The 23,587-nt window shown below is 75.3% G+C and carries 20 protein-coding genes and 1 pseudogene; 14 read left to right on the top strand and 7 right to left on the bottom strand.

The genetic code is table 11. The features are described from left to right. Nucleotides 1-4: 4 nt before the first annotated feature. A complete protein-coding gene (locus ACYVO2_RS33830) occupies nt 5-385 on the bottom strand; it encodes an STAS domain-containing protein (RefSeq protein ID WP_461011927.1) in 381 nt (126 codons plus the stop codon). Between the two features lie 438 nt (nt 386-823). Then, complete coding sequence (locus ACYVO2_RS33825) at nt 824-1,864, bottom strand: adenosine deaminase (RefSeq protein WP_461011926.1); 1,041 nt, start codon at nt 1,862-1,864, stop codon at nt 824-826. Between the two features lie 303 nt (nt 1,865-2,167). Between ACYVO2_RS33825 and ACYVO2_RS33820 the strand changes: the two genes are divergently transcribed. Then, nucleotides 2,168-2,617, top strand: coding sequence for a hypothetical protein (locus ACYVO2_RS33820; RefSeq protein ID WP_461011925.1), 450 nt, complete (start codon nt 2,168-2,170; stop codon nt 2,615-2,617). A gap of 42 nt (nt 2,618-2,659) precedes the next feature. On the opposite strand, the pseudogene ACYVO2_RS33815 reads toward ACYVO2_RS33820, so the two are convergent. Both ACYVO2_RS33815 and gabT read right to left on the bottom strand, forming a co-directional pair. Then, nucleotides 2,660-3,490, bottom strand: a pseudogene (locus tag ACYVO2_RS33815) (phosphatase PAP2 family protein); the annotation flags it as partial. A gap of 120 nt (nt 3,491-3,610) precedes the next feature. Further along, the gene (gene gabT, locus ACYVO2_RS33810) at nt 3,611-4,960 is read right to left on the bottom strand and encodes a 4-aminobutyrate--2-oxoglutarate transaminase (RefSeq protein WP_461011924.1); all 1,350 of its coding nucleotides are present in this window, start codon (nt 4,958-4,960) and stop codon (nt 3,611-3,613) included. A 235-nt stretch (nt 4,961-5,195) separates the two neighbouring features. Here gabT and ACYVO2_RS33805 point away from each other — a divergent pair, with 235 nt between their 5' ends. The 9 genes from ACYVO2_RS33805 (at nt 5,196) to ACYVO2_RS33765 (ending at nt 18,604) form a co-directional block, all read left to right on the top strand. Continuing rightward, the gene (locus ACYVO2_RS33805; protein ID WP_461011923.1) at nt 5,196-7,310 is read left to right on the top strand and encodes an ATP-binding protein; all 2,115 of its coding nucleotides are present in this window, start codon (nt 5,196-5,198) and stop codon (nt 7,308-7,310) included. A 14-nt stretch (nt 7,311-7,324) separates the two neighbouring features. Beyond that, the gene (locus ACYVO2_RS33800) at nt 7,325-8,875 is read left to right on the top strand and encodes a PucR family transcriptional regulator (RefSeq protein WP_461011922.1); all 1,551 of its coding nucleotides are present in this window, start codon (nt 7,325-7,327) and stop codon (nt 8,873-8,875) included. A gap of 165 nt (nt 8,876-9,040) precedes the next feature. Continuing rightward, nucleotides 9,041-10,483 (top strand): aldehyde dehydrogenase family protein, encoded by a 1,443-nt coding sequence (locus ACYVO2_RS33795; protein WP_461011921.1) that lies wholly within the window; start codon nt 9,041-9,043, stop codon nt 10,481-10,483. 595 nt (nt 10,484-11,078) lie between these two features. Next, nucleotides 11,079-13,049, top strand: a complete 1,971-nt coding sequence (locus tag ACYVO2_RS33790) for an acyl-CoA dehydrogenase family protein (protein ID WP_461011920.1) — start codon at nt 11,079-11,081, stop codon at nt 13,047-13,049. A gap of 42 nt (nt 13,050-13,091) precedes the next feature. After that, nucleotides 13,092-14,363 (top strand): 1-deoxy-D-xylulose-5-phosphate reductoisomerase, encoded by a 1,272-nt coding sequence (gene dxr, locus ACYVO2_RS33785; protein WP_461011919.1) that lies wholly within the window; start codon nt 13,092-13,094, stop codon nt 14,361-14,363. Continuing rightward, nucleotides 14,360-15,661, top strand: coding sequence for a M50 family metallopeptidase (locus ACYVO2_RS33780; protein ID WP_461011918.1), 1,302 nt, complete (start codon nt 14,360-14,362; stop codon nt 15,659-15,661). The genes dxr and ACYVO2_RS33780 overlap by 4 nt, the downstream gene beginning before the upstream one ends. A 191-nt stretch (nt 15,662-15,852) precedes the next feature. Next, complete coding sequence (ispG, locus tag ACYVO2_RS33775) at nt 15,853-17,007, top strand: flavodoxin-dependent (E)-4-hydroxy-3-methylbut-2-enyl-diphosphate synthase (RefSeq protein ID WP_461011917.1); 1,155 nt, start codon at nt 15,853-15,855, stop codon at nt 17,005-17,007. A gap of 129 nt (nt 17,008-17,136) precedes the next feature. Further along, on the top strand, nt 17,137-17,982 hold the full coding sequence (locus ACYVO2_RS33770; protein WP_461011916.1) for a GNAT family N-acetyltransferase: 846 nt from the start codon (nt 17,137-17,139) through the stop codon (nt 17,980-17,982). An 85-nt stretch (nt 17,983-18,067) separates the two neighbouring features. Beyond that, a complete protein-coding gene (locus ACYVO2_RS33765; RefSeq protein ID WP_461011915.1) occupies nt 18,068-18,604 on the top strand; it encodes a GNAT family N-acetyltransferase in 537 nt (178 codons plus the stop codon). Nucleotides 18,605-18,709: 105 nt separating this feature from the next. On the opposite strand, the gene ACYVO2_RS33760 is transcribed toward ACYVO2_RS33765, so the two are convergent. From ACYVO2_RS33760 to ACYVO2_RS33750, 3 genes are all read right to left on the bottom strand, one after another. Further along, a complete protein-coding gene (locus ACYVO2_RS33760; RefSeq protein WP_461011914.1) occupies nt 18,710-19,645 on the bottom strand; it encodes an aminoglycoside phosphotransferase family protein in 936 nt (311 codons plus the stop codon). Between the two features lie 53 nt (nt 19,646-19,698). Next, nucleotides 19,699-20,148: a ferritin-like domain-containing protein gene (locus ACYVO2_RS33755; protein ID WP_461011933.1), complete on the bottom strand. Its 450-nt coding sequence runs from the start codon at nt 20,146-20,148 to the stop codon at nt 19,699-19,701. 71 nt (nt 20,149-20,219) lie between these two features. After that, nucleotides 20,220-20,720: a hypothetical protein gene (locus ACYVO2_RS33750; RefSeq protein WP_461011913.1), complete on the bottom strand. Its 501-nt coding sequence runs from the start codon at nt 20,718-20,720 to the stop codon at nt 20,220-20,222. A 147-nt stretch (nt 20,721-20,867) separates the two neighbouring features. Here ACYVO2_RS33750 and rimP point away from each other — a divergent pair, with 147 nt between their 5' ends. From rimP to ACYVO2_RS33730, 4 genes are all read left to right on the top strand, one after another. Beyond that, on the top strand, nt 20,868-21,434 hold the full coding sequence (gene rimP, locus ACYVO2_RS33745) for a ribosome maturation factor RimP (protein WP_461011912.1): 567 nt from the start codon (nt 20,868-20,870) through the stop codon (nt 21,432-21,434). A 2-nt stretch (nt 21,435-21,436) separates the two neighbouring features. Next, on the top strand, nt 21,437-22,420 hold the full coding sequence (gene nusA, locus ACYVO2_RS33740) for a transcription termination factor NusA (RefSeq protein WP_461011911.1): 984 nt from the start codon (nt 21,437-21,439) through the stop codon (nt 22,418-22,420). 226 nt (nt 22,421-22,646) lie between these two features. Then, entirely contained in the window at nt 22,647-22,928 is a 282-nt protein-coding gene (locus ACYVO2_RS33735; RefSeq protein ID WP_461011910.1) for a YlxR family protein, read from the top strand. 136 nt (nt 22,929-23,064) lie between these two features. After that, nucleotides 23,065-23,587, top strand: a 523-nt coding sequence (locus ACYVO2_RS33730) for a translation initiation factor IF-2 N-terminal domain-containing protein (RefSeq protein WP_461011909.1), incomplete at its 3' end; no start/stop codon positions are given.

The following is a 23,587-nucleotide window of genomic DNA, read 5'->3' as shown; positions in this document are numbered from 1 at the left end:
CGGGTCAGGCGATCGCGCCGCTGCCCGCCTCGGCCGGGACGCCGCCCGCGGCGTCGGCCAGCGCCGCCGGCAGGTCGGAGAAGACGTCGAACGTCCGCAGCAGCCTGGTCATCTGGAGCAGGCGCAGGATGTTCGGCCGGTTGGTGACCACGCACAGCCGCCCGCCGCGCTCCACCACCCTGGAGCGCACCCGGCACAGCGCGCTCAGTGCCCCGCAGTCCATGAACGACAGCAGCCGCAGGTCCAGGACGAGGGCGGGCCGCGGCTGGACGGTCAGGGCGTCCAGCCGCGCGCACAGCCTGGGGGTGGCGAACAGGTCGAGCTCCCCGCTCAGTTCGATCACCGTGGCACCACCGATCCGCCGCTCGCGGACACTGAAGGTCAACTCGTCCTGGTACAAGACCAAGCCCCCTCTCTGCGGGCGCGGGGGCGCGTGAAGGCGAGACGTGTCGACACGGGTCGGTGCGGCGAAGGCGCCCGCCTGACGCGCAGGCATCCGCGCTTCCTTGCCGCCGCCGGGGTCCACCGGTCGGCGACCGCGGATCCGTCGGATAGGAGATACCCGTTCACCAGGGAAAAAAGCGGCGGCACCGGATCCGGCGCAAGTTGACCGGAACATTGCGTTCCCGAGCGCGGGCGCCGCCCGAGGGACGCACTGCGCGCCGTACACGCCGGAGCGCCGTCCGCGCCGCGAACCGCCCCGCGCTCCCGCCCGCCCGACACCGCCTCCCGCCCGCAACCGCCGCGCCCCGGGAGCCTCCCGGCCCCCGGGGGCCGCCTCCGCACCAGGTGCTCGGCGCCGCGGCCCGGCCCGGTGCCGGCGTCAGACCCGCCGGCCCGCCACGTACGCGTCGATCTCCGCGGTCAGCGCCGCCTTGCCCGCCGGGTCGAGGAACGACGCCTCGACGGCGTTCTTCGCCAGCCGCGCCACCCCGGCCTCGTCCAGGCCCAGCAGGCGGGCCGCGATCGCGTACTCGCTGTTCAGGTCGGTGCCGAACATCGGCGGGTCGTCGCTGTTGACCGTCACCAGCAGCCCCGCCTCCGCCATCCGGCGGATCGGGTGCTCCTCCAGGGAGGCCACCGCCCGCGTGGCGATGTTCGAGGTCGGGCACACCTCCAGCGGAATGCGGTGCTCCCCCAGGTGGTCCACCAGGGCCGGGTCCTGCACGGCGCTGGTGCCGTGGCCGATGCGCTCGGCCCCCAGGTGGCGCAGGGCGTCCCAGATCGTGCCGGGCCCCGTGGTCTCGCCCGCGTGCGGCGCGCTGCGCAGACCGATCGCGCGGGCGCGCTCGAAGTAGGGGGCGAACTGCGGGCGCGGCACCCCGATCTCGGGCCCGCCGAGCCCGAAGCTCACCAGGCCGTCCGGCTGGAGCCCGGTCGCGATGCGGGTGGTCACCTCGGCCGCCTCCAGGCCCGCCTCGCCCGGGATGTCGAAGCACCACCGCAGCACCACGCCGAACTCGGCCTCGGCGGCCTTGCGGGCGTCCTCGATCGCGTCGCAGAACTCCCGGTCCGGTATGCCGCGCCGCACCGAGCTGAACGGGGTGACGGTCAGCTCGGCGTACCGGATGTTCTGCCGCGCCATGTCGCGGGCCACCTCGTAGGTGAGCAGCCGCACGTCCTCGGCGTCGCGGATCAGGTCCACCACGGTCAAGTAGACCTCGATGAAGTGCGCGAAGTCGCGGAAGGTGAAGTACTCGGCGAGCGCCCGCGGGTCGGCGGGGACGGGGGCGCCCGGGTGCCGGGCGGCGAGCTCGGCCACGATCCGCGGCGACGCCGAGCCGACGTGGTGCACGTGCAGTTCGGCCTTGGGCAGTCCGGCGATGAACTCCCCGAGGCCGCCGGGGGCGGCGGTGCCGGTCATGCGGTGAAGCCTCCTGGCGCTCGCGGGGCGGCCCTGGCGGGCGGGCCGGATCATCGTAGTCGGCCGGGGCGCCCGCGCACCCGGCGAGTCCGGCGAAAGCCGCCCGCGGCCACCGCGATCCCGCCGCGCTCTCCCGGGCACCGGCGGAGGAGGGTAAACGACCCAGTATGCCGCAAGGACCCCCCCTCGGCGCCGGGAAACGGAGTAATCCACCGAGGTTCGCCCGCCCTGCCCACTGTCACATGCAGTCGGCCGCACCACCGGCCGGCGAAAGCGTGCACGAACGGCGACGGAGGGGGTGCCATGGACGGCACGGGGAGCGGCGGCGCGGCGGAGTGGCTGGCCGCGGCGGCGCCCGACCCGCAAGGCTGCCTGCGGGAATGGGAGCGCAACCCGCGCGGGGTGACGTTACTGCCCGCAGGGCGGCTGTGGGACGTGCTGGTCCTGGCCGCCCGCCTCGGCCACCCCACCCTCGACGTCCTCACCCACCGCATACCCAGGCCCGGCCCGGTGCTCGCCGACTTCGGCGACGCCCGCGTCGGGTTCTTCGTCCCGCCGGGCACCGCCGACCGGTGGCTCGGCACCGGGGTGCGCGGCATCGGCCGGGGCGCCTGGATCGTCGTGCCCCACCCGGCGCGGACCGGCGACGGGATCCGCTGGCTGATCCCCCCGGACGGCTCCGGCTCCCTCATCGACCCCGCCGTGCTGGAGCTGGCCATGCACGAGGCCGCGGTCCGCGCGGGCGAGGGCTGAGGCCCGCTCGCCGTCCACCGCGGCCCGCAGCGGCACCAGCACCACCACCGCCAGGCACCACCCGCCCACCACGTCGAGCGCCCAGTGGTAGTCGCACCACACCAGGGCGGGCCCCACCGCGGCGCTCACCACCAGGGCCGCCCGCGCGCACAGCGTGCGGCCCGCCGGCACCAGCAGCGCGGCCGCGCCGTAGCAGACCGCCGCCGTGACGGTGTGCCCGGAGGGGAACCAGCCCAACTGCCCGCCCTCCAGCGGAGCGCCGTCCGGCCCCGGCCTGCCGATCAGCGCCTTCAGCGGCACCACGAGCCCCGGCACCGCCGCCCCCGCGACCGCGGCCCACACCAGCGGCGCCCACCGGCGGCGCACCCCCGCGCCGCGGCGCCACCAGGCGGCCCACACCGCGGCCGCGGCCAGCACCGGCCCGGCCGCCGCCGTGCCGCCGAGGTCGGCCAGCGCCTGCGCCACGGGCTCCGCGCGCCGCCCCGCCCCGGAGTCGCGCACACCGGCCACGGCCTCCCGCACCCGCTCGTCCAACGCCGGGAGCGGCCCGTCCACCACGACCTGCCACGCCACGGCGGCGAGGCCGAGCAGCGCCACCACCAGGCACACGAGGGCGGCCCGGCCCGGCGGGGCGAGCGGTGGCGGGGGAAAAGGGCGCCGCCCCGGAACGGGGGGGAGGGTTCCGGGGCGGCTGCGACGACCACCGGCGCCCGCGTCCCGGGGGGTGTGGAACGCGACGCCGAGCGATCGGCAATGGCTGGCACGGCCAGTGGCCGTGGCCCTGTGCGCGAGGGCACTGCTGTGCCGGAGGTGGGGAGCCTCCGACGGGATGTCGCCCGCGTTCTGCTGGTGCGAGCTGGGTGTTTCAGCCATCTGCCGAAAACCGTACGGGAGCGCGACGGCCCGGCGCGAGGCGGATCACCCGTCCGCCATGAGGCCCGCACAGGTTCTTCACCCGCATCCGGACGAACCGGGAGCGATCCGGCCCGCCCGTCACCGCTGCGCGAAGGCGCTCTCGAGGATGTCCAGGCCCTCCACCAGCAGGTCCTCCGGCATCACCAGCGGCGGCAGGAACCGCAGCACGTTGCCGTAGGTGCCCGCGGTGAGCACCACCAGGCCCTGCGCGTGGCACGCCTGCGCCAGGGCGGCGGCCACGGCGGGCGCGGGCTCCTTCGTGCCCGGCTCCACCAGCTCGATCGCGATCATCGCGCCGCGCCCGCGGACGTCGCCGATCACGTCGTGCTTCTCCTGCAACTGCCGCAGCCGCCCGAGCATCACCTCGCCGATCCGGCGCGCCCCGGCGTTCAGGTCGAGCTCGCGCATCGTCTCGATGGCGCCGAGCGCCGCCGCGCACGCCACCGGGTTGCCGCCGTAGGTGCCGCCGAGCCCGCCGACGTGCGCGGCGTCCATGATCTCGGCGCGGCCGGTGACGGCGGACAGCGGCAGCCCGCCCGCGATGCCCTTCGCCGTCGTGATCAGGTCCGGGACCACGCCCTCGTCCTCGCACGCGAACCACTGCCCGGTGCGGCAGAACCCGGTCTGGATCTCGTCCGCCACGAACACGATGCCGTGGGCCCGCGCGAACTCCGCGAGCCGCGGCAGGAAGCCCCGGCCCGGCACGATGAACCCGCCCTCGCCCGCGATCGGCTCGATCACGATCGCGGCCACGTTCTCCGGCCCGACCTGCTTGGTGATCTGGTCGATCGCCTGCGCCGCGGCCTCCTCCCCGCAGTTGTCCGGGCCCGTCGGCCAGCGGAACGGGTAGGCCAGCGGCATCCTGTGGATCTCCGGCGCGAACGGGCCGAAGCCGTGCTTGTACGGCATGTTCTTCGCCGTCAGCGCCATGGTGAGGTTGGTGCGGCCGTGGTAGCCGTGGTCGAACACCACGATCGCCTGGCGTTTGGTGTACGCGCGGGCGATCTTGACGGCGTTCTCCACGGCCTCGGCGCCGGAGTTGAACAGGGCGCTGCGCTTGTCGTGGCCGCCCGGCGTCAGCTCGTTGAGCCGCTCGGCCACCTCCACGTAGCCCTCGTACGGGGTCACCATGAAGCAGGTGTGGGTGAACCGGGCGAGCTGCTCGGCCGAGCGCTCGACCACGGCGGGCGCGCTGTTGCCCACCGAGGCCACGGCGATGCCGGACCCGAAGTCGATCAGGGAGTTGCCGTCCACGTCCCGCAGCACCCCGCCGCCCGCGGCGGTGACGAACACGGGCAGCGTGGTGCCGACCCCCGCCGCCACCGCGGCGTTCTTGCGGGAGAGCAGCTCACGCGACTTCGGTCCGGGAACGGACGTGACAAGCCGCCGCTCCTGCGGCAACGACGGCCCACCGGGCAGCTCGGACATGCGCACTCCTGGGACGAGGGGGATGTTCGGACGGTGCTTTTCGGTCCTTTCCCGCAGGCTACGACCCGCCGAGCGGGCCCGGCACGCTCCGATCGGTAGCGAAACCCCCGCCCACCACTCCGCGGCGGCCACCGCCCGGCCCGCCGCCCGCCTCGCGATGTGCTCTCGGCGGGGGGTGGCTGCTCTACTACATTGAGTCGCGGAACGGGTGGGACGCGCGGAGGGGTGCGACAAGATGGACGGTGCCGGTGCCCAGGGCTTCCAGGCGGCGAACGCCGGACCGGTACCGCGCCCGGCGGCCCCGCCCCCCGTGCCCGCCCGCCCCCCCGCCCCGCCGGGGACGGCGGACCTGCGCACATGGGTGCACACGCCGCGGCCCGGGAGCGCGCCGGGGATCTTCCGCTTCGGGCATGTGCCGCGGCCCCCGGAGGACCCGAACCGGGTGTCGAACCGGAGGCTGGTGTTCGGGGCGCTGGTGGCGCCGGTCGTGGGATTCGCGCTGTGGAGGCTGATGTGGCTGGACATCATCCCGGTGTGGACCCTCGCCTTCATGATCTTTCCGGTGGACGTCACCGACGAGGGAGCTGCCGGACTGTTCTGGACCGGCTGTGAGTGGCTGCTCCACCTCACGGTCCTCGCAGGCGTGGCCCACCTGGGCCGCTGGCCCGAGGTCTACCGCCGCTACCTCGAACCGCACCTCCCCCGCGCGGTGCTGGCCCTCCCGCTGATCCGGCGCTTCACCACGCCCTCCCTGCTGCGTCCCGAGGACCGGCCCCTCCAGCAGCCGACCCCCACCACCACCTGGCCCGCCCTCCGCCAAGCCGGGGCCCACACCCTGGCCGACCGGCTCGACGCCGAGGTCGCCGAGGGGCGGGTCAACGACGTGGAGTACGTGCGGGTCCACCGCGCCTGGGAGAACGCCCGTCCCGACCCCGACCGCTCCCGCGCGCTGACCGACGCCCTGCTGCGCCGGGGCGCGGCGGCGTTCGCCCACCCGTCGGGGGCCAGGGACCTGCCGGTGCGCGCGGCCCGGCACGACCTGCTGACCCGGCAGGTGCGCATCGGCGCCGCCCCGGACCAGGAGAAGAACCTGTGGCCGCACCGCGGCGCCGCCATCGCCCTCGACCCGTCGCTGCTCGGCACGTCGCTGCTGGCCGTCGGCCCGCCCGGCTCCGGCAAGACCCGCGCGGTGCTGCGGCCCGTGGTGGAGAGCCTGAACCTCCAGGCGCTGTGCGGCACCGCCGCCGTGGTGGCGGTGGGCCCGCCCGAGGCCGACCTGGGCCCGGCCGAGGCGTTCGACGTGGTCATCGCGCTCGGCGACCCCACCTCCGCGTACGACCTGGACCTGTACGGCGGCGCCGCCGACCCGGACGAGGCCGCCGCGTGCCTGGCCGAGGCCCTGCTGCCGGAGGGGCTGCCGGACAGCCGCCCGGCCCGCACCGCGCTCAGCCAACTGCTGGGGCCCTTCCGCGCCGCGCACGGCCGCTACCCGGCGGTCGCCGAGCTGCGCGAGCTGCTGGACGGCGTGCCCGCGGCGTTCGCGGCGCTGCGGACGGCGGTGGACGAGGCCGGCGCCCCGGCCCACCAGCGGGACCTGGACGCCAGGCAGCGCCTGCACGGCCGCCTCGAGGACGTCGGGCCCGCGCTGGCCGACCGGGTGGCGTTGCTGGCCCGCCCCGCGTTCGCCGGCTTCTTCGACGTCTCCGGCCGGGGCCGCCCCTTCTCGCTGCGCGCCCTGGAGCACCCCCTGCGCGTGCGCGTGGTGCTGCCCACCCACGGGCACGCCGAGGCGAGCCGGATCCTCACCCGGCTGCTGCTCGCCCAGTTCACCGCCTCCGTCACCGCCCGGGCGGACCGGTCGCTGTTCGCCTGCCTGGTGCTGGACGACGCCACGCACGCCGTCACCGCCGAGACCGTGCGCGGGGTGCAGCGGCTGCGGTCGGCCAACGCCGGTGTGGTGCTGGCCCTGCGCACCCTGGACGACGTGCCGGAGGCGCTGCGCGGCCCGCTGCTCGGCTCGGTCGGGTGCCACATGGCGCTGTCCGGCGTCACCACCTGGGACGGCGCCCTGTTCGCCGAGGCGTGGGGCAAGACCTGGGTGGACGACAGCACGGTCACCCGCACCCCGGACCGCTACGGCGGCTCGCTGCGCCGCGGCGTCAACACGGTGCGCAAGCTCATCACGGGGCAGGCGGTGACCACCGAGTCCGTCACCGTGCGCAAGGTGGAGCGGGAGCGCTGGTCCGCCTCGGAGCTGGCCCACTCGGTGCCGCCGGCGCACGCGGTGGCGTCGTTCACCAGCACCGCGGGCGAGCGGGTCCCGCCGGTCCTGGTGAACCTGCGTGGGTGAGGCACAATCGCTGCGTGCCGCCCTCGCTCGCCTCGCTCGTCCACAGCCCCGCCCTCGGCCTGACCGTTCTGGCGGGCGGGGACCGGCTCGGCGAGCCGGTGCACTGGGTGCACACCAGCGAGCTGGAGGACCCCACCCCGTTCCTGGAGGGCGGGGAGCTGCTGCTGACCACGGGCATGAAGCTCGCCGCCGACCGCGAGCCGCTGCGCGCCTATGTGCACCGGCTCGCCGACGCGGGCGTGGTCGGCCTGGGGCTCGGCGTCGGCCTCACCCACGCGCGCGTGCCCGCCCCGCTGGTGGAGGCCGCGGCCGAGCGGGGGCTGCCGCTGCTGCGGGTGCCGCAGCCGACCCCGTTCATCGCCATCAGCAAGGCGGTCTCCGCCGCCCTGGCCGCCGAGCGCTACGAGGCGGTCACCCGCACCCACGAGGCGCAGCAGGAGCTGACCCGGGCCGCGCTCGGCCGGGACGGCACCGCCGCGCTGCTGCGGGCGCTGGCCCGGTGCCTGGACGGCTGGGCCGCCCTGTACGACGCGGCGGGCCGGGTCACGCACGCCGCGCCCGTCTGGTCGCGCCGCCGCGCCGAGCGGCTGGCCGGTGAGGTGGAGCGGCTGCTGGGCCGCCCGGCGCCGTGCGGTGCCGCCGTGCAGGAGGACGACTGCGTGGAGCTGCGCTCCCTGGGCGCGGGCCGCCGCGCCCGCGGCTTCCTCGCCGTGGGCACCGAGCAGCGCCTGACCACGGCGGAGCGCTATCTGGTGCACTCCGCCGCGGCCCTGCTCACCCTGTCCCTGGAGCGGTCGGGGGAGCTGCGGCGCGCCGAGGCGAGGCTGGGCGCGGCGCTGCTGCGGATGCTGCTCGCGGGCGAGGCCGGGCACGCCAGGACGGTCGCCGACGGGCGCTGCGGCGGGCTGCTGGAGCGGGACGCCGCGGTCCGCCTCGTCGTCGCCGAGCCCTGCCCCGACGGCACGGGGGACGACCCGCCGCGGGACCCGCTGACCGCGCTCGCCGACCGCCTGGAGGCCGCCTCCGCCCGCGCGGAGGAGCCGTTCCTGGCCGTCCACGAGGCGGGCCGCCTGACCGCCCTGGCCGCCGACGGCGGCGCGGTGCTGCGCGCCTGCACCGACCACGCCCGGGAGGGCGGGGGCCTGGCCGCCGGCGTCTCCTCCGCGCTGCCCGCCGAAGCGGCCGCCACCGCCCGCGAGCAGGCCGAACGGGCGCTCGCCGTGGCCCTGCGCTCGGGCCGCCCGCTGGTCGGCCACGACGAGGTGGGCTCGGGATCCCTGGTGCCGCTGCTGCGCGACGACGCGGTGCGGGCCTTCGCCGACGGCCTGCTGCGCCCGTTGCGCGAGCACGACGCGACCTCCCGCGGCGACCTCACGGCGTCCCTGCGCGCCTGGCTGTCCCGCCACGGCCAGTGGGACGCGGCGGCGGCCGACCTCGGCGTCCACCGGCACACCCTGCGCCACCGCATGCGCCGCGTCGAGGAGGTCCTCGGCTGCTCCCTGGAGGACCCGGACACCCGCATGGAGCTGTGGCTGGCCCTGCGCGCCGGACGCTCCACCGCGTAGTGCGCGCGGCCGCCACCGCTACGTCCCGCACAACACCCGCCCGTCCCCGCCGCCCCTACGGTGGACGGGCACGCTCCGGGTACGAGCCCGGGACACGGACCTGGCACACCCTGCGTCCAGGCCCGAGGACGCCCTGAGGACAACCGCGGGAAGGGACCGATCCACGTGACCACCACCCACGCCTTCTGGGTCGCCGGCCGACCGGCCACCGGCGACGACGCGCACCAGGTCAGCAGCCCCTGGGACGGCAGCGTCGTGGGCCGGGCGAGCGTTCCGACCGACGCGCAGGTGGAGGAGGCCGTCGCCGCGGCCGCCGCCGTCGCCCGGGAGTTCGCGGCCACCCCGGCGCACGTGCGGGCCGCGGCGCTGGACCACGTCTCCCGGCGGCTGGCCGAGCGCACCGAGGAGATCGCCCGGCTGATCACCGCGGAGAACGGCAAGCCGGTGAAGTGGGCGCGCGGCGAGGTCGGCCGCGCGGTGTCGGTGTTCCGCTGGGCCGCCGAGGAGGCCAGGCGCACCGGCGGCGAGGCGCAGCGCCTGGACACCGACGCGGGCGGCGCCGGCCGGTTCGCCCTCACCCGCCGCTTCCCCCGCGGCCCCGTGCTGGGCATCGCGCCGTTCAACTTCCCCCTGAACCTGGTCGCCCACAAGGTCGCCCCGGCCATCGCCGTCGGCGCGCCCATCGTTCTCAAGCCCGCGCCCGCCACCCCGCTCACCGCCCTGCTGCTCGGCGAGGTCCTCGCCGAGACGGACCTGCCCGCGGGCGCGTGGAGCGTGCTGCCGGTGCCCAACGACCGGATGCCCGCGCTGGTGCGCGACGAGCGGCTGCCCGTGATCTCCTTCACCGGCTCGGGACCCGTCGGCTGGGGCATCAAGGAGTCCGTGCCGCGCAAGCACGTCACCCTGGAACTGGGCGGCAACGCGGCCGCCGCGGTGCTCGCGGACTGGTCCTCGGAGGAGGACCTGGAGTGGGCCGCGACCCGCATCGCCACGTTCTCCAACTACCAGGGCGGCCAGTCCTGCATCTCGGTGCAGCGCGTGATCGCCGACGCCTCCGTGTACGACCGGCTCGCGGAGAAGGTCGTGGCGAGGGTGGAGGCCCAGGTCACCGGCGACCCCTCCGACGAGTCGGTGGACGTCGGCCCGCTGATCAGCGAGGACGCCGCCAGGCGGGTGGAGTCGTGGGTGGACGAGGCGGTGGCCGCGGGCGCCGAGCTGCTCACCGGCGGACGGCGCGAGGGCTCCTCCTACGCCCCGACGGTCCTCGCCGAGGTGCCCGCGGGCGTCCGGCTCTCCTGCGAGGAGGTGTTCGGCCCGGTCCTCACCCTGGCCAGGGCGGAGGGCACCGACGCGGTGCTCGCCGCGGTCAACGACTCCCGCTACGGCCTCCAGGCGGGCGTGTTCACCCACGACGTCCGCACCGCGTTCCGCGCCCACCGCGACCTGGAGGTCGGCGGTGTCATCGTCGGTGACGTCCCCTCCTACCGGGCCGACCAGATGGCCTACGGCGGCGCCAAGGAGTCCGGCGTCGGCCGCGAGGGCGTCCGCTACGCCATGGAGGACTACACCTACGAACGCGTCCTCGTCCTCACTGGCCTGGACCTGTAACCCCCGGCCCGCCCGAACCCCAGCCCCGAACCGCCACCCCGGGAAACCGAGGTGGCGGTTCCCCGAGCACGCCCGGACCACGGCCCGGGCGTACCCGTGCCGGGGCGGGAGCGGGGCCGGGCCCGCGGGCTGCTGTCCCGCCCCAGCCGAGCCCGCCCTCCGCCGAGCGCAAGGTGACGCGGCCGGCCGCACGCCCTCACGCCTCGCCCCCCGCCGCACCGGCTCGCCCCACCCGAGACACCGCCTGCCGCACTGCTCGACCCCGCACCCGTCCGCCGCCTCGCCGTACGACGCGCCCGCCACGCCCTCACGCGCCTCGCCCCCCGTGCGGCCCCGCCTCCCCTCCCGCCGACCTCACCGCCGCGCACCCACCCGCCCTCCTCCCACCCGCCCCTACCCGAGTGACAACACGGTAGGAAGCGTCGGAATCGGGTAGACAACGGGGTGTTACGCCCAAGTAGCACCACTCGGTAACCAACCGCGATCACGAACCACCAACCACCGATCACCAGCCAGCCACCCATCACCTGTCACCCAGCACCACCCCCCACCCCCGGCGCCCGCCCCCACCCCCCAGATCACGAGGGAGAGGCCCATGACCGCACCATCCGCCCCGCGCAGCCGCCCCCGGGTCAGTGAGCGGGAGGCCCGTCAGGTGGCGGAGGCCGCCCGGGAGAAGGACTGGCGCAGGCCCAGCTTCGCCAAGGAGCTCTTCCTCGGCCGGCTCCGCCTCGACCTCGTCCATCCGCATCCCCTGCCCGCACCGGAGGACGTCGCGCGCGGCGAGGCGTTCCTGGCCCGGCTGCGGGACTTCTGCGACACCCGGGTCGACGGCCGCCTGATCGACCGCGAGGCCCGCATCCCGGACGAGGTCGTCCGCGGGCTGAAGGAGATCGGGGCCCTCGGCATGAAGATCGACGAGGAGTACGGGGGCCTGGGCCTCACCCAGCTCTACTACAACCGCGCCCTCGCCCTGGCCGGCACCGCGAGCCCCGCCGTGGGCGCGCTGCTGTCCGCGCACCAGTCCATCGGCGTCCCCCAGCCGCTGAAGCTGTTCGGCACGCCGGAGCAGAAGCGGCGCTTCCTGCCCCGCTGCGCCCGCACCGACATCTCCGCGTTCCTGCTCACCGAGCCGGACGTGGGCTCGGACCCGGCGCGCCTGGCCACCACCGCCCGCCCCACCGAGGACGGCTCCGCCTACGTGCTGGACGGGGTGAAGCTGTGGACCACCAACGGCGTGGTCGCCGACCTGCTGGTGGTCATGGCCCGGGTCCCGCGGAGCGAGGGCCACCCCGGCGGCATCACCGCGTTCGTGGTGGAGGCCGCCTCGGAGGGCGTCACCGTGGAGCACCGCAACGCCTTCATGGGCCTGCGCGGCATCGAGAACGGCGTCACCCGCTTCCACCGGGTCCGCGTTCCCGCGGAGAACCGGATCGGCCCGGAGGGCGCCGGGCTGAAGATCGCCCTGACGACGCTGAACACCGGCCGGCTGTCCCTGCCGGCGCTGTGCGCGGGCGCCGCCAAGTGGTGCCTGAAGGCGGCCCGCGAGTGGTCGGGGGTGCGTGAGCAGTGGGGCAGGCCGATCGCCCGGCACGAGGCCGTCGGCACCAAGGTGGCGTTCATCGCGGCCACGGCGTTCGCGCTGGAGGCGGTGCTCGACTTGGCCGGCCAGCTCGCCGACGAGAACCGCAACGACATCCGCATCGAGGCGGCGCTGGCCAAGCTCTACGCCTCGGAGAAGGCCTGGCAGGTCGCCGACGAGCTGGTGCAGATCCGCGGCGGACGGGGCTTCGAGACCGCCGACTCCCTCGCCGCCCGGGGCGAGCGCGCGGTGCCCGCCGAGCAGGTGCTGCGGGACCTGCGGATCAACCGCATCTTCGAGGGCTCGACGGAGATCATGCACCTGCTGATCGCCCGGGAGGCGGTGGACGCCCACCTGTCGGTCGCCGGCGACCTGATCGACCCGGAGAAGGACCTGCGCGCCAAGGGCAGGGCGGCGGCCCGCGCCGGCGGCTTCTACGCCCGCTGGCTGCCCGGCCTCCTCGCGGGCCCGGGGCAGTTGCCGGGGGCGTTCGGGGAGTTCCGCCCGGCCGGGTACCCGGACCTGTCGGCGCACCTGCGCCACGCGGAGCGCGCCGCCCGCCGCCTGGCCCGCTGCACCTTCTACGGCATGTCGCGGTGGCAGGGCCGCATGGAGACCAAGCAGGCGTTCCTCGGCCGGATCGTGGACATCGGGGCGGAGCTGTTCGCGATGAGCGCGGCGTGCGTCCGCGCGGAGATGCTGCGCCGCCAGCCGGGTGACGCGGGCGGGGAGGAGCCGGGCCGGGCCGCGTACGAGCTGGCGGACCTGTTCTGCCGCCAGGCGATGCTGCGCGTGGACGAGCTGTTCCGCCGCCTGTGGCGCAACACCGACGCCGCGGACGGCCGCCTGGTCCGGGAGGTGCTGGAGGGCCGGTACACCTGGCTGGAGGAGGGCGTCTGCGACCCGTCCGGCGACGGCCCGTGGATCGCCGACGCCGCCCCCGGGCCGTCCACGGCGCGCAACGTTCACCGCCCTGTGCGCTGATCCCCGGCACGCGCGCCGGTGCCCTGAGGACACAATGGGGGGATGACGCAGACCTCACTGGCCGATCCGCACCTGATCCGCCCGGCAGTCGCACCCGCGTCCGGGGGCGGCTGCCGGGACATCGTCGTGCTGGGCTCCACCGGTTCGATCGGCACCCAGGCGGTGGACGTGGTGCTCCGCAACCCGGAGCGCTTCCGCGTCGTCGCCCTGTCCGCTTCGGGCAGCCGGGTGGAGCTGCTCGCCGACCAGGCCCACCGCCTCGGCGTGCGGGTCGTGGGCGTGGCCGACGCGGCGGCCGAGGGCCCGCTGAAGGAGGCGCTGGGCGCCCGGTACGGCACCGGGCCGCTGCCCGAGGTGCTGGCCGGCCCGGACGCGTCCACCGAGCTGGCCGCGCTGGAGTGCGACACGGTGCTCAACGGCATCACCGGCTCGATCGGCCTGGCGCCCACGCTGGCGGCGCTGAGGGCCGGGCGGGTGCTGGCGCTGGCCAACAAGGAGTCGCTGATCGTCGGCGGCCCGCTGGTGCGGGAGCTGGCCGCGCCGGGGCAGATCGTGCCGGTGGACTCCGAGCACTCGGCGCTGTTCCAGGCGCTGCTCGGCGGCCGGCGCGGCGAGGTGCGCCGGCTGCTGGTGACGGCGAGCGGCGGCCCGTTCCGCGGCCGCAGCCGCGAGGAGCTGGCGGGGGTCACACCGGAGCAGGCGCTGGCCCACCCCACGTGGGACATGGGCCCGGTCGTCACGATCAACTCGGCGACCCTGGTCAACAAGGGGCTCGAGGTGATCGAGGCGCACCTGCTCTTCGACATCCCGTTCGAGCGGATCGAGGTGGTGGTGCACCCGCAGTCGTACGTCCACTCGATGGTGGAGTTCACGGACGGGTCGACGCTGGCCCAGGTCAGCCCGCCGGACATGCGCATGCCCATCGCGCTGGGCATGGGCTGGCCGGACCGGGTCCCCGACGCCGCCCCCGGCTGCGACTGGACCAGGGCCCACACCTGGGAGTTCTTCCCGCTGGACGACGAGGCGTTCCCCGCGGTGGCGCTCGCCCGGCACGTCGGCCGCCTCGGCGGCACCGCGCCCGCGGTGTTCAACGCGGCAAACGAGGAGTGCGTGGAGGCGTTCCTGCGCGGCCGGCTGCCCTTCAACGGCATCGTGGACACCGTGGCCCGTACCGTGGAGGAGCACGGCGCGCCCGACGGCGGGGCGCTGACCCTGGAGGGCGTGCTGGAGGCCGAGGCGTGGGCGCGCGCCAGGGCCCGGGAACTGGCCGCGCGGCACGCGGGCGAGACGAGCGAGGCAGGGGCGGTCGTATGACGACACTGATGACGGCCCTGGGCATAGTCGTCTTCTTCTTCGGGCTGCTGATCTCCATCGCCTGGCACGAGCTCGGCCACCTGTCCACGGCCAAGCTGTTCGGCATCCGCGTGCCGCAGTACATGGTGGGTTTCGGCCCCACCGTGTGGTCGCGGCGCAAGGGCGAGACCGAGTACGGCATCAAGGCGCTCCCGCTCGGCGGCTACATCCGCATGATCGGCATGTTCCCGCCGGGGGACGACGGGCGGATCACCGCCCGCTCCACCTCCCCGTGGCGCGGCATGATCGAGGACGCCCGCTCGGCCGCCTACGAGGAGCTCCAGCCCGGCGACGAGAAGCGGCTGTTCTACACGCGCGCCCCCTGGAAGCGCGTCATCGTCATGTTCGCCGGCCCGTTCATGAACCTGATCCTGGCGGTCGCCCTGTTCGCCGGGGTGCTCATGGGCTTCGGCATCGGCACCGAGACCACCACCGTCGGCAGCGTCGGCGACTGCGTGGTGCCCGCCACCGCCAACCGCGACACCTGCCCCAAGGGCGCCAAGGACACCCCGGCCGAGCTGGCCGGGCTGAAGGCCGGGGACAGGATCGTCTCGTTCAACGGCCGGCAGGTCGACGACTGGAGCGAGCTCCAGCAGGCCATCCGGCAGACGGTCGGCCCCGCCACCATCGGCGTCGAGCGCGGCGACCGGGAGCTCACCCTCGAGGCCGACCTGGTGCAGAACGAGGTCGCCAAGATCGACGGCAATGGCGACTACGTCAGCGGCGAGACCCAGAAGGCGGGCTTCCTCGGCTTCACCCCGGCCTCCGGCATCGTGAAGCAGTCGCCGTCCCAGACGGTGGACTACATGGGCGACATGGTCGTCGACGGCGTGGAGTCACTGCTCGCGATCCCCTCCAAGGTGCCCGCGCTGTGGGGCGCGGCCTTCGAGGGGGAGGAGCGGCAGCCCGACTCGCCGATGGGCGTGGTCGGCGCGGCCCGGGTCGGCGGCGACGTGGTGAACCTGGACGTGCCCGCGGAGCAGCGGGTGGCGTTCATGCTGTTCCTGGTGGCCGGTTTCAATCTGTCGCTGTTCCTGTTCAACATGCTCCCGCTGCTGCCACTTGACGGCGGGCACATCGCGGGCGCCCTGTGGGAGTCGCTGCGCCGGCACACCGCCCGGGTGTTCAAACGGCCCGACCCCGGCCCCTTCGACGTGGCCCGGCTGATGCCCGTGGCCTACCTCGTGGCCGGGGTGTTCGTCTGCTTCACCCTGCTGGTGCTGATCGCCGACCTGGTCAATCCGGTGCGGATCAACTGACGGCTCACGCCGCCGGGTGACCGGCCGGGCCCATGCGGGTGCCCGGCCGGTTCAGCGGGGCGCCAGGTGTGCTCGAGCCGGTTGTGGTGTCGTACCGTTGGGCACGACGAGTCGCCGGGGCCCGCCGCACACAGCCGTGCACGCCGAGTAACGTACGTACGTTCGAAACACCACGTGGGGAAGCACACCTGATGACTGCCATCTCGTTGGGAATGCCGTCGGTCCCGCTCAAGCTGGCCGAGCGCCGCAAGAGCCGCAAGATCCAGGTCGGCTCCGTGGCAGTCGGCGGGGACGCGCCGGTGTCCGTGCAGTCGATGACCACGACGGTGACGGCCGACGTGGGCGCCACCCTCCAGCAGATCGCGGAGCTGACCGCGTCGGGGTGCCAGATCGTGCGGGTGGCGTGCCCCTCGCAGGACGACGCGGACGCGCTGCCGGTGATCGCGCGCAAGTCGCAGATCCCGGTGATCGCCGACATCCACTTCCAGCCGAAGTACGTCTTCGCGGCGATCGACGCGGGCTGCGCGGCGGTGCGGGTGAACCCGGGGAACATCCGGCAGTTCGACGACAAGGTCAAGGAGATCGCCAAGGCGGCCTCCGCGGCCGGGGTGCCGATCCGGATCGGGGTGAACGCCGGCTCCCTGGACAAGCGGCTGCTGGCCAAGTACGGCAAGGCTACCCCGGAGGCGCTGGTGGAGTCGGCGCTGTGGGAGTGCTCGCTGTTCGAGGAGCACGGGTTCACCGACATCAAGATCTCGGTGAAGCACAACGACCCGGTGGTGATGATCAACGCCTACCGGCAGTTGGCCGAGCGCTGCGACTACCCGCTGCACCTGGGGGTCACCGAGGCGGGCCCGGCGTTCCAGGGGACGATCAAGTCGGCGGTGGCCTTCGGGGCCCTGCTGGCCGAGGGGATCGGCGACACCATCCGCGTCTCGCTGTCCGCCCCCCCGGTGGAGGAGGTCAAGGTCGGCATCCAGATCCTGGAGTCCCTGGGGCTGCGCCAGCGCCGCCTGGAGATCGTCTCGTGCCCCTCGTGCGGGCGGGCGCAGGTGGACGTGTACAAGCTGGCCGACCAGGTGACGGCGGGCCTGGAGGGCATGGAGGTGCCGCTGCGGGTCGCCGTGATGGGCTGCGTGGTCAACGGCCCCGGCGAGGCGCGGGAGGCCGACCTGGGGGTGGCGTCCGGGAACGGCAAGGGCCAGATCTTCGTCAAGGGCGAGGTCATCAAGACCGTCCCCGAGTCCAAGATCGTGGAGACCCTCATCGAGGAGGCGATGAAGATCGCCGAGCAGATGCAGGCCGACGGCGTCGCCTCCGGCGAGCCGAGCGTGTCGGTGAGCTGAGCCGGCACCGCGGATCCGGCCGCCGCCCGGCGGTGGCCGGACCCTGCCGGAGGTTGGGCTTCCCGCCCGTCGGCGCAGTACAGTGCGGGGATCGGCAGCCGCAGGCGACGGCAGGGTGAGGCTCCCACTGTGTTGACCAGGACGACCACCAGGGTTCTCGAGCCCGGCGACCTCGACGCGGTCCTGCGGGTGCTCGACCGCGACCCCGTGGCGAACGCGTTCGTGGCCTCGCGCATCCGCGGCGCGGGCCTCGACCCGTGGCGCCTCGGCGGCGAGATGTGGGGCTGGTACTCCGCGGGCCGCCTGGAGTCCCTGTGCTACGCGGGCGCCAACCTGGTGCCGATCTGCGCCTCGTCCGAGGCGGTGCGCGCCTTCGCCGAGCGGGCCCGCCGCAGCGGCCGCAACTGCTCCTCCATCGTGGGCCCCGCGGGCCCCACCGCCGAGCTGTGGTCCCATCTGGAGCCCCACTGGGGCCCGGCCCGCGACGTGCGCCCCCACCAGCCCCTGCTCGTCGCCACCCGCCCGCCCGCCGGCGTCGTCCCCGACCCCCTGGTGCGCCGGGTCCGCCGCGACGAGATCGACCTGCTCATGCCCGCCTGCGTGGCCATGTTCACCGAGGAGGTCGGGGTCTCCCCGATGGCCGGGGACGGCGGCCTGCTCTACCAGGCCCGGGTCGCGGAGCTGGTCACCACCGGGCGGGCGTTCGCCCGGTTCGAGGACGGGCAGGTGGTGTTCAAGGCGGAGATCGGCGCCGTCACCGAGCGGGCGTGCCAGATCCAGGGCGTGTGGGTGGCCCCCGAGCGGCGCGGCGAGGGCCTGTCCGTCACCGGCATGGCCGCCGTGATGCACCTCGCCCTGCGCGAGATCGCGCCGGTCGTCAGCCTGTACGTCAACGACTACAACGCCCCGGCCCGCGCCGCCTACCGCCGGGTGGGCTTCACGGAGGTCGGGGCGTTCATGAGTGTGCTCTTTTGACGATCACCCGCCCGGAGCGCCGAGCGGGAACGGTTTTTCGCCAGTGGAGCGCCGAGGGGCGCCGACCGAAGTAGGGTGCGCCGCCATGGACGCGAACATCGGGCCGATCGACCTGGCCTCATCGGTGCACGAGGCGCTGGCCGTGCAGGCGGCCGCGTTCGGGCTGACCGACGAGGAGGTGGCCATCCGCACCCAGGTGGTGCAGCGGCACGCCACCCACCCGGGGGTGCGCGCCCTCGGGGCGTTCGGCCCGGACGGACGGATGATCGGCTTCGCCTACGGCATGCCCAACCACCGCTCGCACTGGTGGAGCACCGTCATCGAGCCGTATCTGGCCCGCGCCGGCAACGACGAGTGGCTGGACGACGCGTTCGGCGTCACCGAGCTGCACGTGCTGCCCGCCCACCAGGGCCGCGGCATCGGCCGGACGCTGATCACCCGCCTTACCGACGGCGTGGCGCAGTCCCGCAGCATCCTCTCCGCGGTCGAGGGCGCCGTGCCCGCCCGCAAGCTGTACCTGTCGCTGGGCTATGTGGACCTGGCCCACTCGGTGCGCTTCATGAGCTCCCCCACCCTGTACGTGGTGATGGGCGCCCACCTGCCGCTGCGCGGGGCCCGCTGATCCCTCCACGGGAGCGGCCGCCCCCGTGACGACACGTCAGCGGACCAGGCCAACCCTTGGGGTGGTGGGTGGGGCGACGGGCGGGCGGGGTGACGGGCGGGCGGGTCACAGCCAGCTCGCGAACTCCAGCAGCAGCTCGCCGTCCTGGCGGTCGCCGACCGACAGGTGCCACACCCCGGCCTCGACGGTCCGGAACAGCACCCAGCCCCGCAGCCGCTCCCGGTCCACCTCCAGGGAGTCCGCGAGCCTGCGCAGCCGCCGCCGCGCCGCCGCCTGGGGCCCGGGGGAGGCGGCGAGGGTGTCCAGGCGGTCCCGCGCCAGCCAGGCCAGGTCGTAGGCGCGCTCGCCCACCAGCGGCTTGGGGTCGATGGCCAGCCACGGCAGCCGCCCGCCCGCCTCGTCGCCGCCCGCCGCGAGCACGTTGCCGTGGTGGAAGTCCCCGTGCAGCAGCACCTGCTCCGGCTCGTCCGCGACCAGCGCCTCCCGCACCGCGAGCGCCTCGTCCACCAGGGGCCGCGCGTCCGCGGCGCCGGGCTGCTCCGCGCGCCGCCGCAGCGTGTCCGCGAGGGAGCCGGTGTACCCGGCGACCGTCCGGAAGGGGTGGTCCTCGCCCGGCGTGACCCACAGCCGCCGCACCACGCCCGCGGCTTCCAGCATGGCCTTGGGCTCGGGCAGCGACCGCAGGCTGACCTCGGCCTGGAGCCGTTCCAGCAGCAGCGCTCCGGCGTCGGCGTCGCGGTCCAGCAGCCGCACCGCGCCGTGTCCGTCCCAGCGGGCGAGGGCGTCGGGTTCGTGGACGGTCTCCCGTGTCACCAGGCCGAGCTTGAGCGCGGCGGGCACGCCGTCGGCTCCGTGCACCAGCACCACCATGCTGACGTTCCCGCCCGGCTGCATCACCCGTTCGGGGGTGAGCCGCCAGCGTGCGCAGCACTGCCGGGCGAGGCCGGGCAGGGAGGCGAGCCAGGCCCGTCCCGCCTCGCCCTCCCAGGCGGGGATGGTGCGCAGCAGGCGCTCGGGCGGGTCCAGGGGGATGGCGGGCATGGGGAAGGGGTCTCCTCGGCGGTTCGTGGCGTGCGCGGGGCCGGTCGGCGTGCTCAGAGCGTGCCCGGCGTGGCGGTGCCGGACGCGTCCCCGCCGGGCCGCCGCTCCGGCAGCCCGGGGAACGCCGTGCTCCGGCCGCGCCAGCCGACGGCGCGCACCGCGGCCTCCCGCAGGGCGGCGGCGGCGTCCCGGCGCAGCTCTCCCCGGGTGTGCCGGACCAGGTCCGCGTACACGGCGGCGACCCGGTCCTCCAGCTCGGCGGCCAGTTCGACCGCCGCGGCGGCGTCGGGGACGGGGCGGGGCAGCGCGTACGCGGGGGCGGCGGCGCGCGGCCGGCCGCCCAGGTCGCGCACGGTGCGCTCCAGCGCGTCGCGCCGCGCGCGGTGCGCGTCCCAGGCGCTGCGGGCCCGGGTGCGCCGCCCCTCGTCGAGGCGCGCCCCGACGACGCCGTAGCCGTAGACGGCGGCGTGCTCCGCGGCGAGCGCGGACTGCGCCGCGGCCAGGGCGCCTGGCGGCTGGACGGGGCGGGCGGAGGTCCGCGCGGCGCGCGGGGGGCGGGGGTTCGGCACGGGAGTCAGCTCCGGAGCAGCAGGGCGTGGCCCGCCCGGGAGGCGGCCACCGAGGCGAGCAGGCGGGCCAGTTCCGGCGGGGCGTCGAGCAGGTCGGCGGTGCGGGCGTCGGCGGACCGCTGCTCGGCGTCGGCGAGGGCGCGCCTCGCGGCGTCCTCGCGCGCCGGGACGGGCGCGGGCGCGGTGGAGCCGCCCGCCCGCGGGGCGCCGCCGAACGCGTCGAGCTGGCGGGCGAGGTCGGCGCGCAGCGGCCGCAACCGCCCGGCGAGGCCGGGGTGGGCGCCGATCGTGGCGTCGTAGGCGGACAGCAGCGCGGCGGTGTCGCCCGCGGCGCGGGAGCGCAGCTCGCTCTCGCGCGCCGCCGCGCCGCCCTCCTCCCGGCCGGCGGAGCAGCCGGTGAGCGCCGCCCCGGACAGCAGCGCGGCGGCCGTGCCCACGCCCGCGTAGACCGCGCTCCGGCGGGAAGCAGAAGGCGTGAAGGGCTGGTTCTTCGTCCTGGTCGGCACGGTCCTCGTCCTCCGGGCGTGATCACCTCCAGGTGAGATTACCTGCCCGGATGCGCGGAATCGGCACTTGGCGCCCCGACCCGATAGGCTTGGCGCACGCGACAGCGCCCTTCCGACAACAGCACACGCGGCCGAGGAGTCACCCGGATGAGCACCACCCAGACCGACAGGCTGCGTGCATTGCTGGATCCGATCGTGTCCGAAGCGGGCGCGGAGCTCGAGGACGTCAAGGTCACCACGGCCGGAAAGCGCCGGCAGTTGCTCGTCGTCGTGGACGCGGACGGCGGAGTGCCCCTCGACCTGGTCGCCGAGCTGAGCCGCGGCATCTCCCGCACCCTGGACGACACCGACGCGATGGGCGGGGCCCCGTACGTCCTGGAGGTCACCTCTCCCGGCGTCGACCGCCCGCTGACCGAGCCGCGCCACTTCAGACGCGCCGTGGGCCGCCTGGTCAGGGCCAGGCTCACCGGCGGCGACGAGCTCACCGCGCGCGTCACGGCCGTCGACGACGAGGGTGTGGACGTCGAGGTGCCCGGGGTGAAGGGGCGGCGGCCCACCGCCCGCCGCATCCCGTACCAGGAGATCGCCAGGGCCAGGGTCGAGGTGGAGTTCAGCCGCCCGGCCGGTGCCCGGGGCGGCGAGGACGGGACGGACGGGGCCGACGGCCCGGCCGGGGCAGCGGGCAGCGACGACGAGAGCAAAGAGGAGGCGTAGCCGTGGACATCGACATGAGCGCTCTGCGTGGGCTGGTGCGGGAGAAGGAGATCTCGTTCGACCTGCTGGTGGAGGCGATCGAGTCGGCCCTCCTCATCGCGTACCACCGCACCGAGGGCAGCCGCCCCAAGGCCCGCGTGGAACTGGACCGCAAGACCGGCCACGTGACGGTGTGGGCGCGGGAGGACGAGGACGAGGCCGGCGAGGGCGAGCCCCGCGAGTTCGACGACACGCCGTCGGGTTTCGGCCGGATCGCCGCGATGACCGCCAAGCAGGTCATCCTCCAGCGGCTGCGCGACGCCGAGGAGGAGATCACCTTCGGCGAGTACGCGGGCCGCGAGGGCGACATCGTGGCGGGCGTGGTGCAGCAGGGCAAGGACCCGCGCAACGTGCTGGTGGACATCGGCAAGGTCGAGGCGATCCTGCCCGCGCAGGAGCAGGTGCCGGGGGAGAACTACGAGCACGGCTCGCGCATCCGCACCTATGTGGTGCGGGTCGCCAAGGGCGTGCGCGGCCCGTCGATCACCCTGTCGCGCACCCACCCGAACCTGGTGCGGAAGCTGTTCGCCCTGGAGGTGCCGGAGATCGCCGACGGCTCCGTGGAGATCGCCGCGATCGCCCGCGAGGCCGGGCACCGGACCAAGATCGCCGTGCGCTCCACCCGGCAGGGCCTCAACGCCAAGGGCGCCTGCATCGGCCCGATGGGCGGCCGGGTGCGCAATGTCATGGCCGAGCTGCGCGGCGAGAAGATCGACATCGTGGACTGGTCGGACGACCCGGGGGAGATGGTCGCCAACGCGCTGTCACCCGCCCGGGTGAGCAAGGTCGAGATCGTGGACGCCGCCGCGCGCTCGGCGCGGGTGACCGTCCCCGACTACCAGTTGTCCCTGGCGATCGGCAAGGAGGGCCAGAACGCCCGCCTCGCCGCCCGCCTCACCGGCTGGCGCATCGACATCCGCCCGGACACCGAGCAGCAGTCCGCCTGAGCGCCCCCGCGGCGGCCCGCTCCCGGCGAGCCCGCCGCGGCGGTGGCGCCGGCGACCGCTCCGGGGCGCCCCGGGGCGCCATTGGCACGGAGAGGTAGACTTAATAGTGTCGAGCCGGACGCGCGCCCGCTCCTGCCCGGACGGTGCTCGCCCAGACCCCGCACGTCCCGATCCCTCGCGCACCGAGCGCGGTGATCGGGTCCGTGCACGGCCTGAGCGCACCTGCGTGGGCTGCCGGGGACGCGCGGCCAAGGCCGATCTGCTGCGCACCGCGGCAGTCGGGGACGAGTGCGTTCCCGATCCACGCGGTACGCTGCCCGGTCGGGGCGCGTATCTGCACCCCGACGAGGCATGTCTCGACCTGGCGGTCCGCCGCCGGGCACTCCCCAGGGCCCTGCGGGTCCAGGGGCCGCTCACCATCGGGCGGCTGAAGGAGTGGGTCGAGCGGCGCGGCCTCCCGCTCCCGGACGAGAGCGGGACGGAAGAACAGCAAGGGACCGCACGTTGACACGTGTGGTCACCAGGTACCTCGCGAGTCGGAAGTAGGTCGAGATTGCGATGAGCACTCGATGAGTACGCGATGAGTACGCCCGTGAAGTAGCGACGGTCCGGCGGACGACCAACCCCGGACCAGAAGGAGCGACGTGGCAAAGGTCCGGGTATACGAGCTCGCCAAGGAGTTCGGAGTCGAGAGCAAGGTCGTCATGGCCAAGCTCCAGGAACTTGGTGAGTTCGTCCGTTCGGCGTCCTCGACGATCGAGGCGCCTGTTGTACGCAAACTGACAGACGCATTCCAGCAGGGGAACGGCGGCGGTGGCCGTTCCTCCGGCAAGCCTGCCCCGCGCAAGGCGGCCCCCGCCAGGCCGTCCGCGCCGGCCGCCCCCGCCCCAGGCGGTGCGGCCCGTCCCGCGGCCCCGGCCCCCAAGCCGGGCGCCCCCGCCCCCCGCCCCGCGGCCCCCAGGCCCGCGGCCCAGGGCGGCGGCACCCCCGCGGCCCCGGCTCCGGGTCCGCGCCCCGCGGGTCCGCGTCCGGGCCCGCGCCCCGCGCCGGCCCGGCCCGCCCCCGCCGCGCAGCCCCCGAGGCCCCCGGCGCCGGCACCGGCCGAGTTCCAGGCCCCGGCCGCCGCGTCCGCCGAGCAGGCGCAGGCGCTGCCCAGGGCCCCGCGCC

The sequence above is a fragment of the Streptomyces capparidis genome, from assembly GCF_054782095.1.
This window is presented reverse-complemented; position numbering and strand designations above follow the sequence as displayed.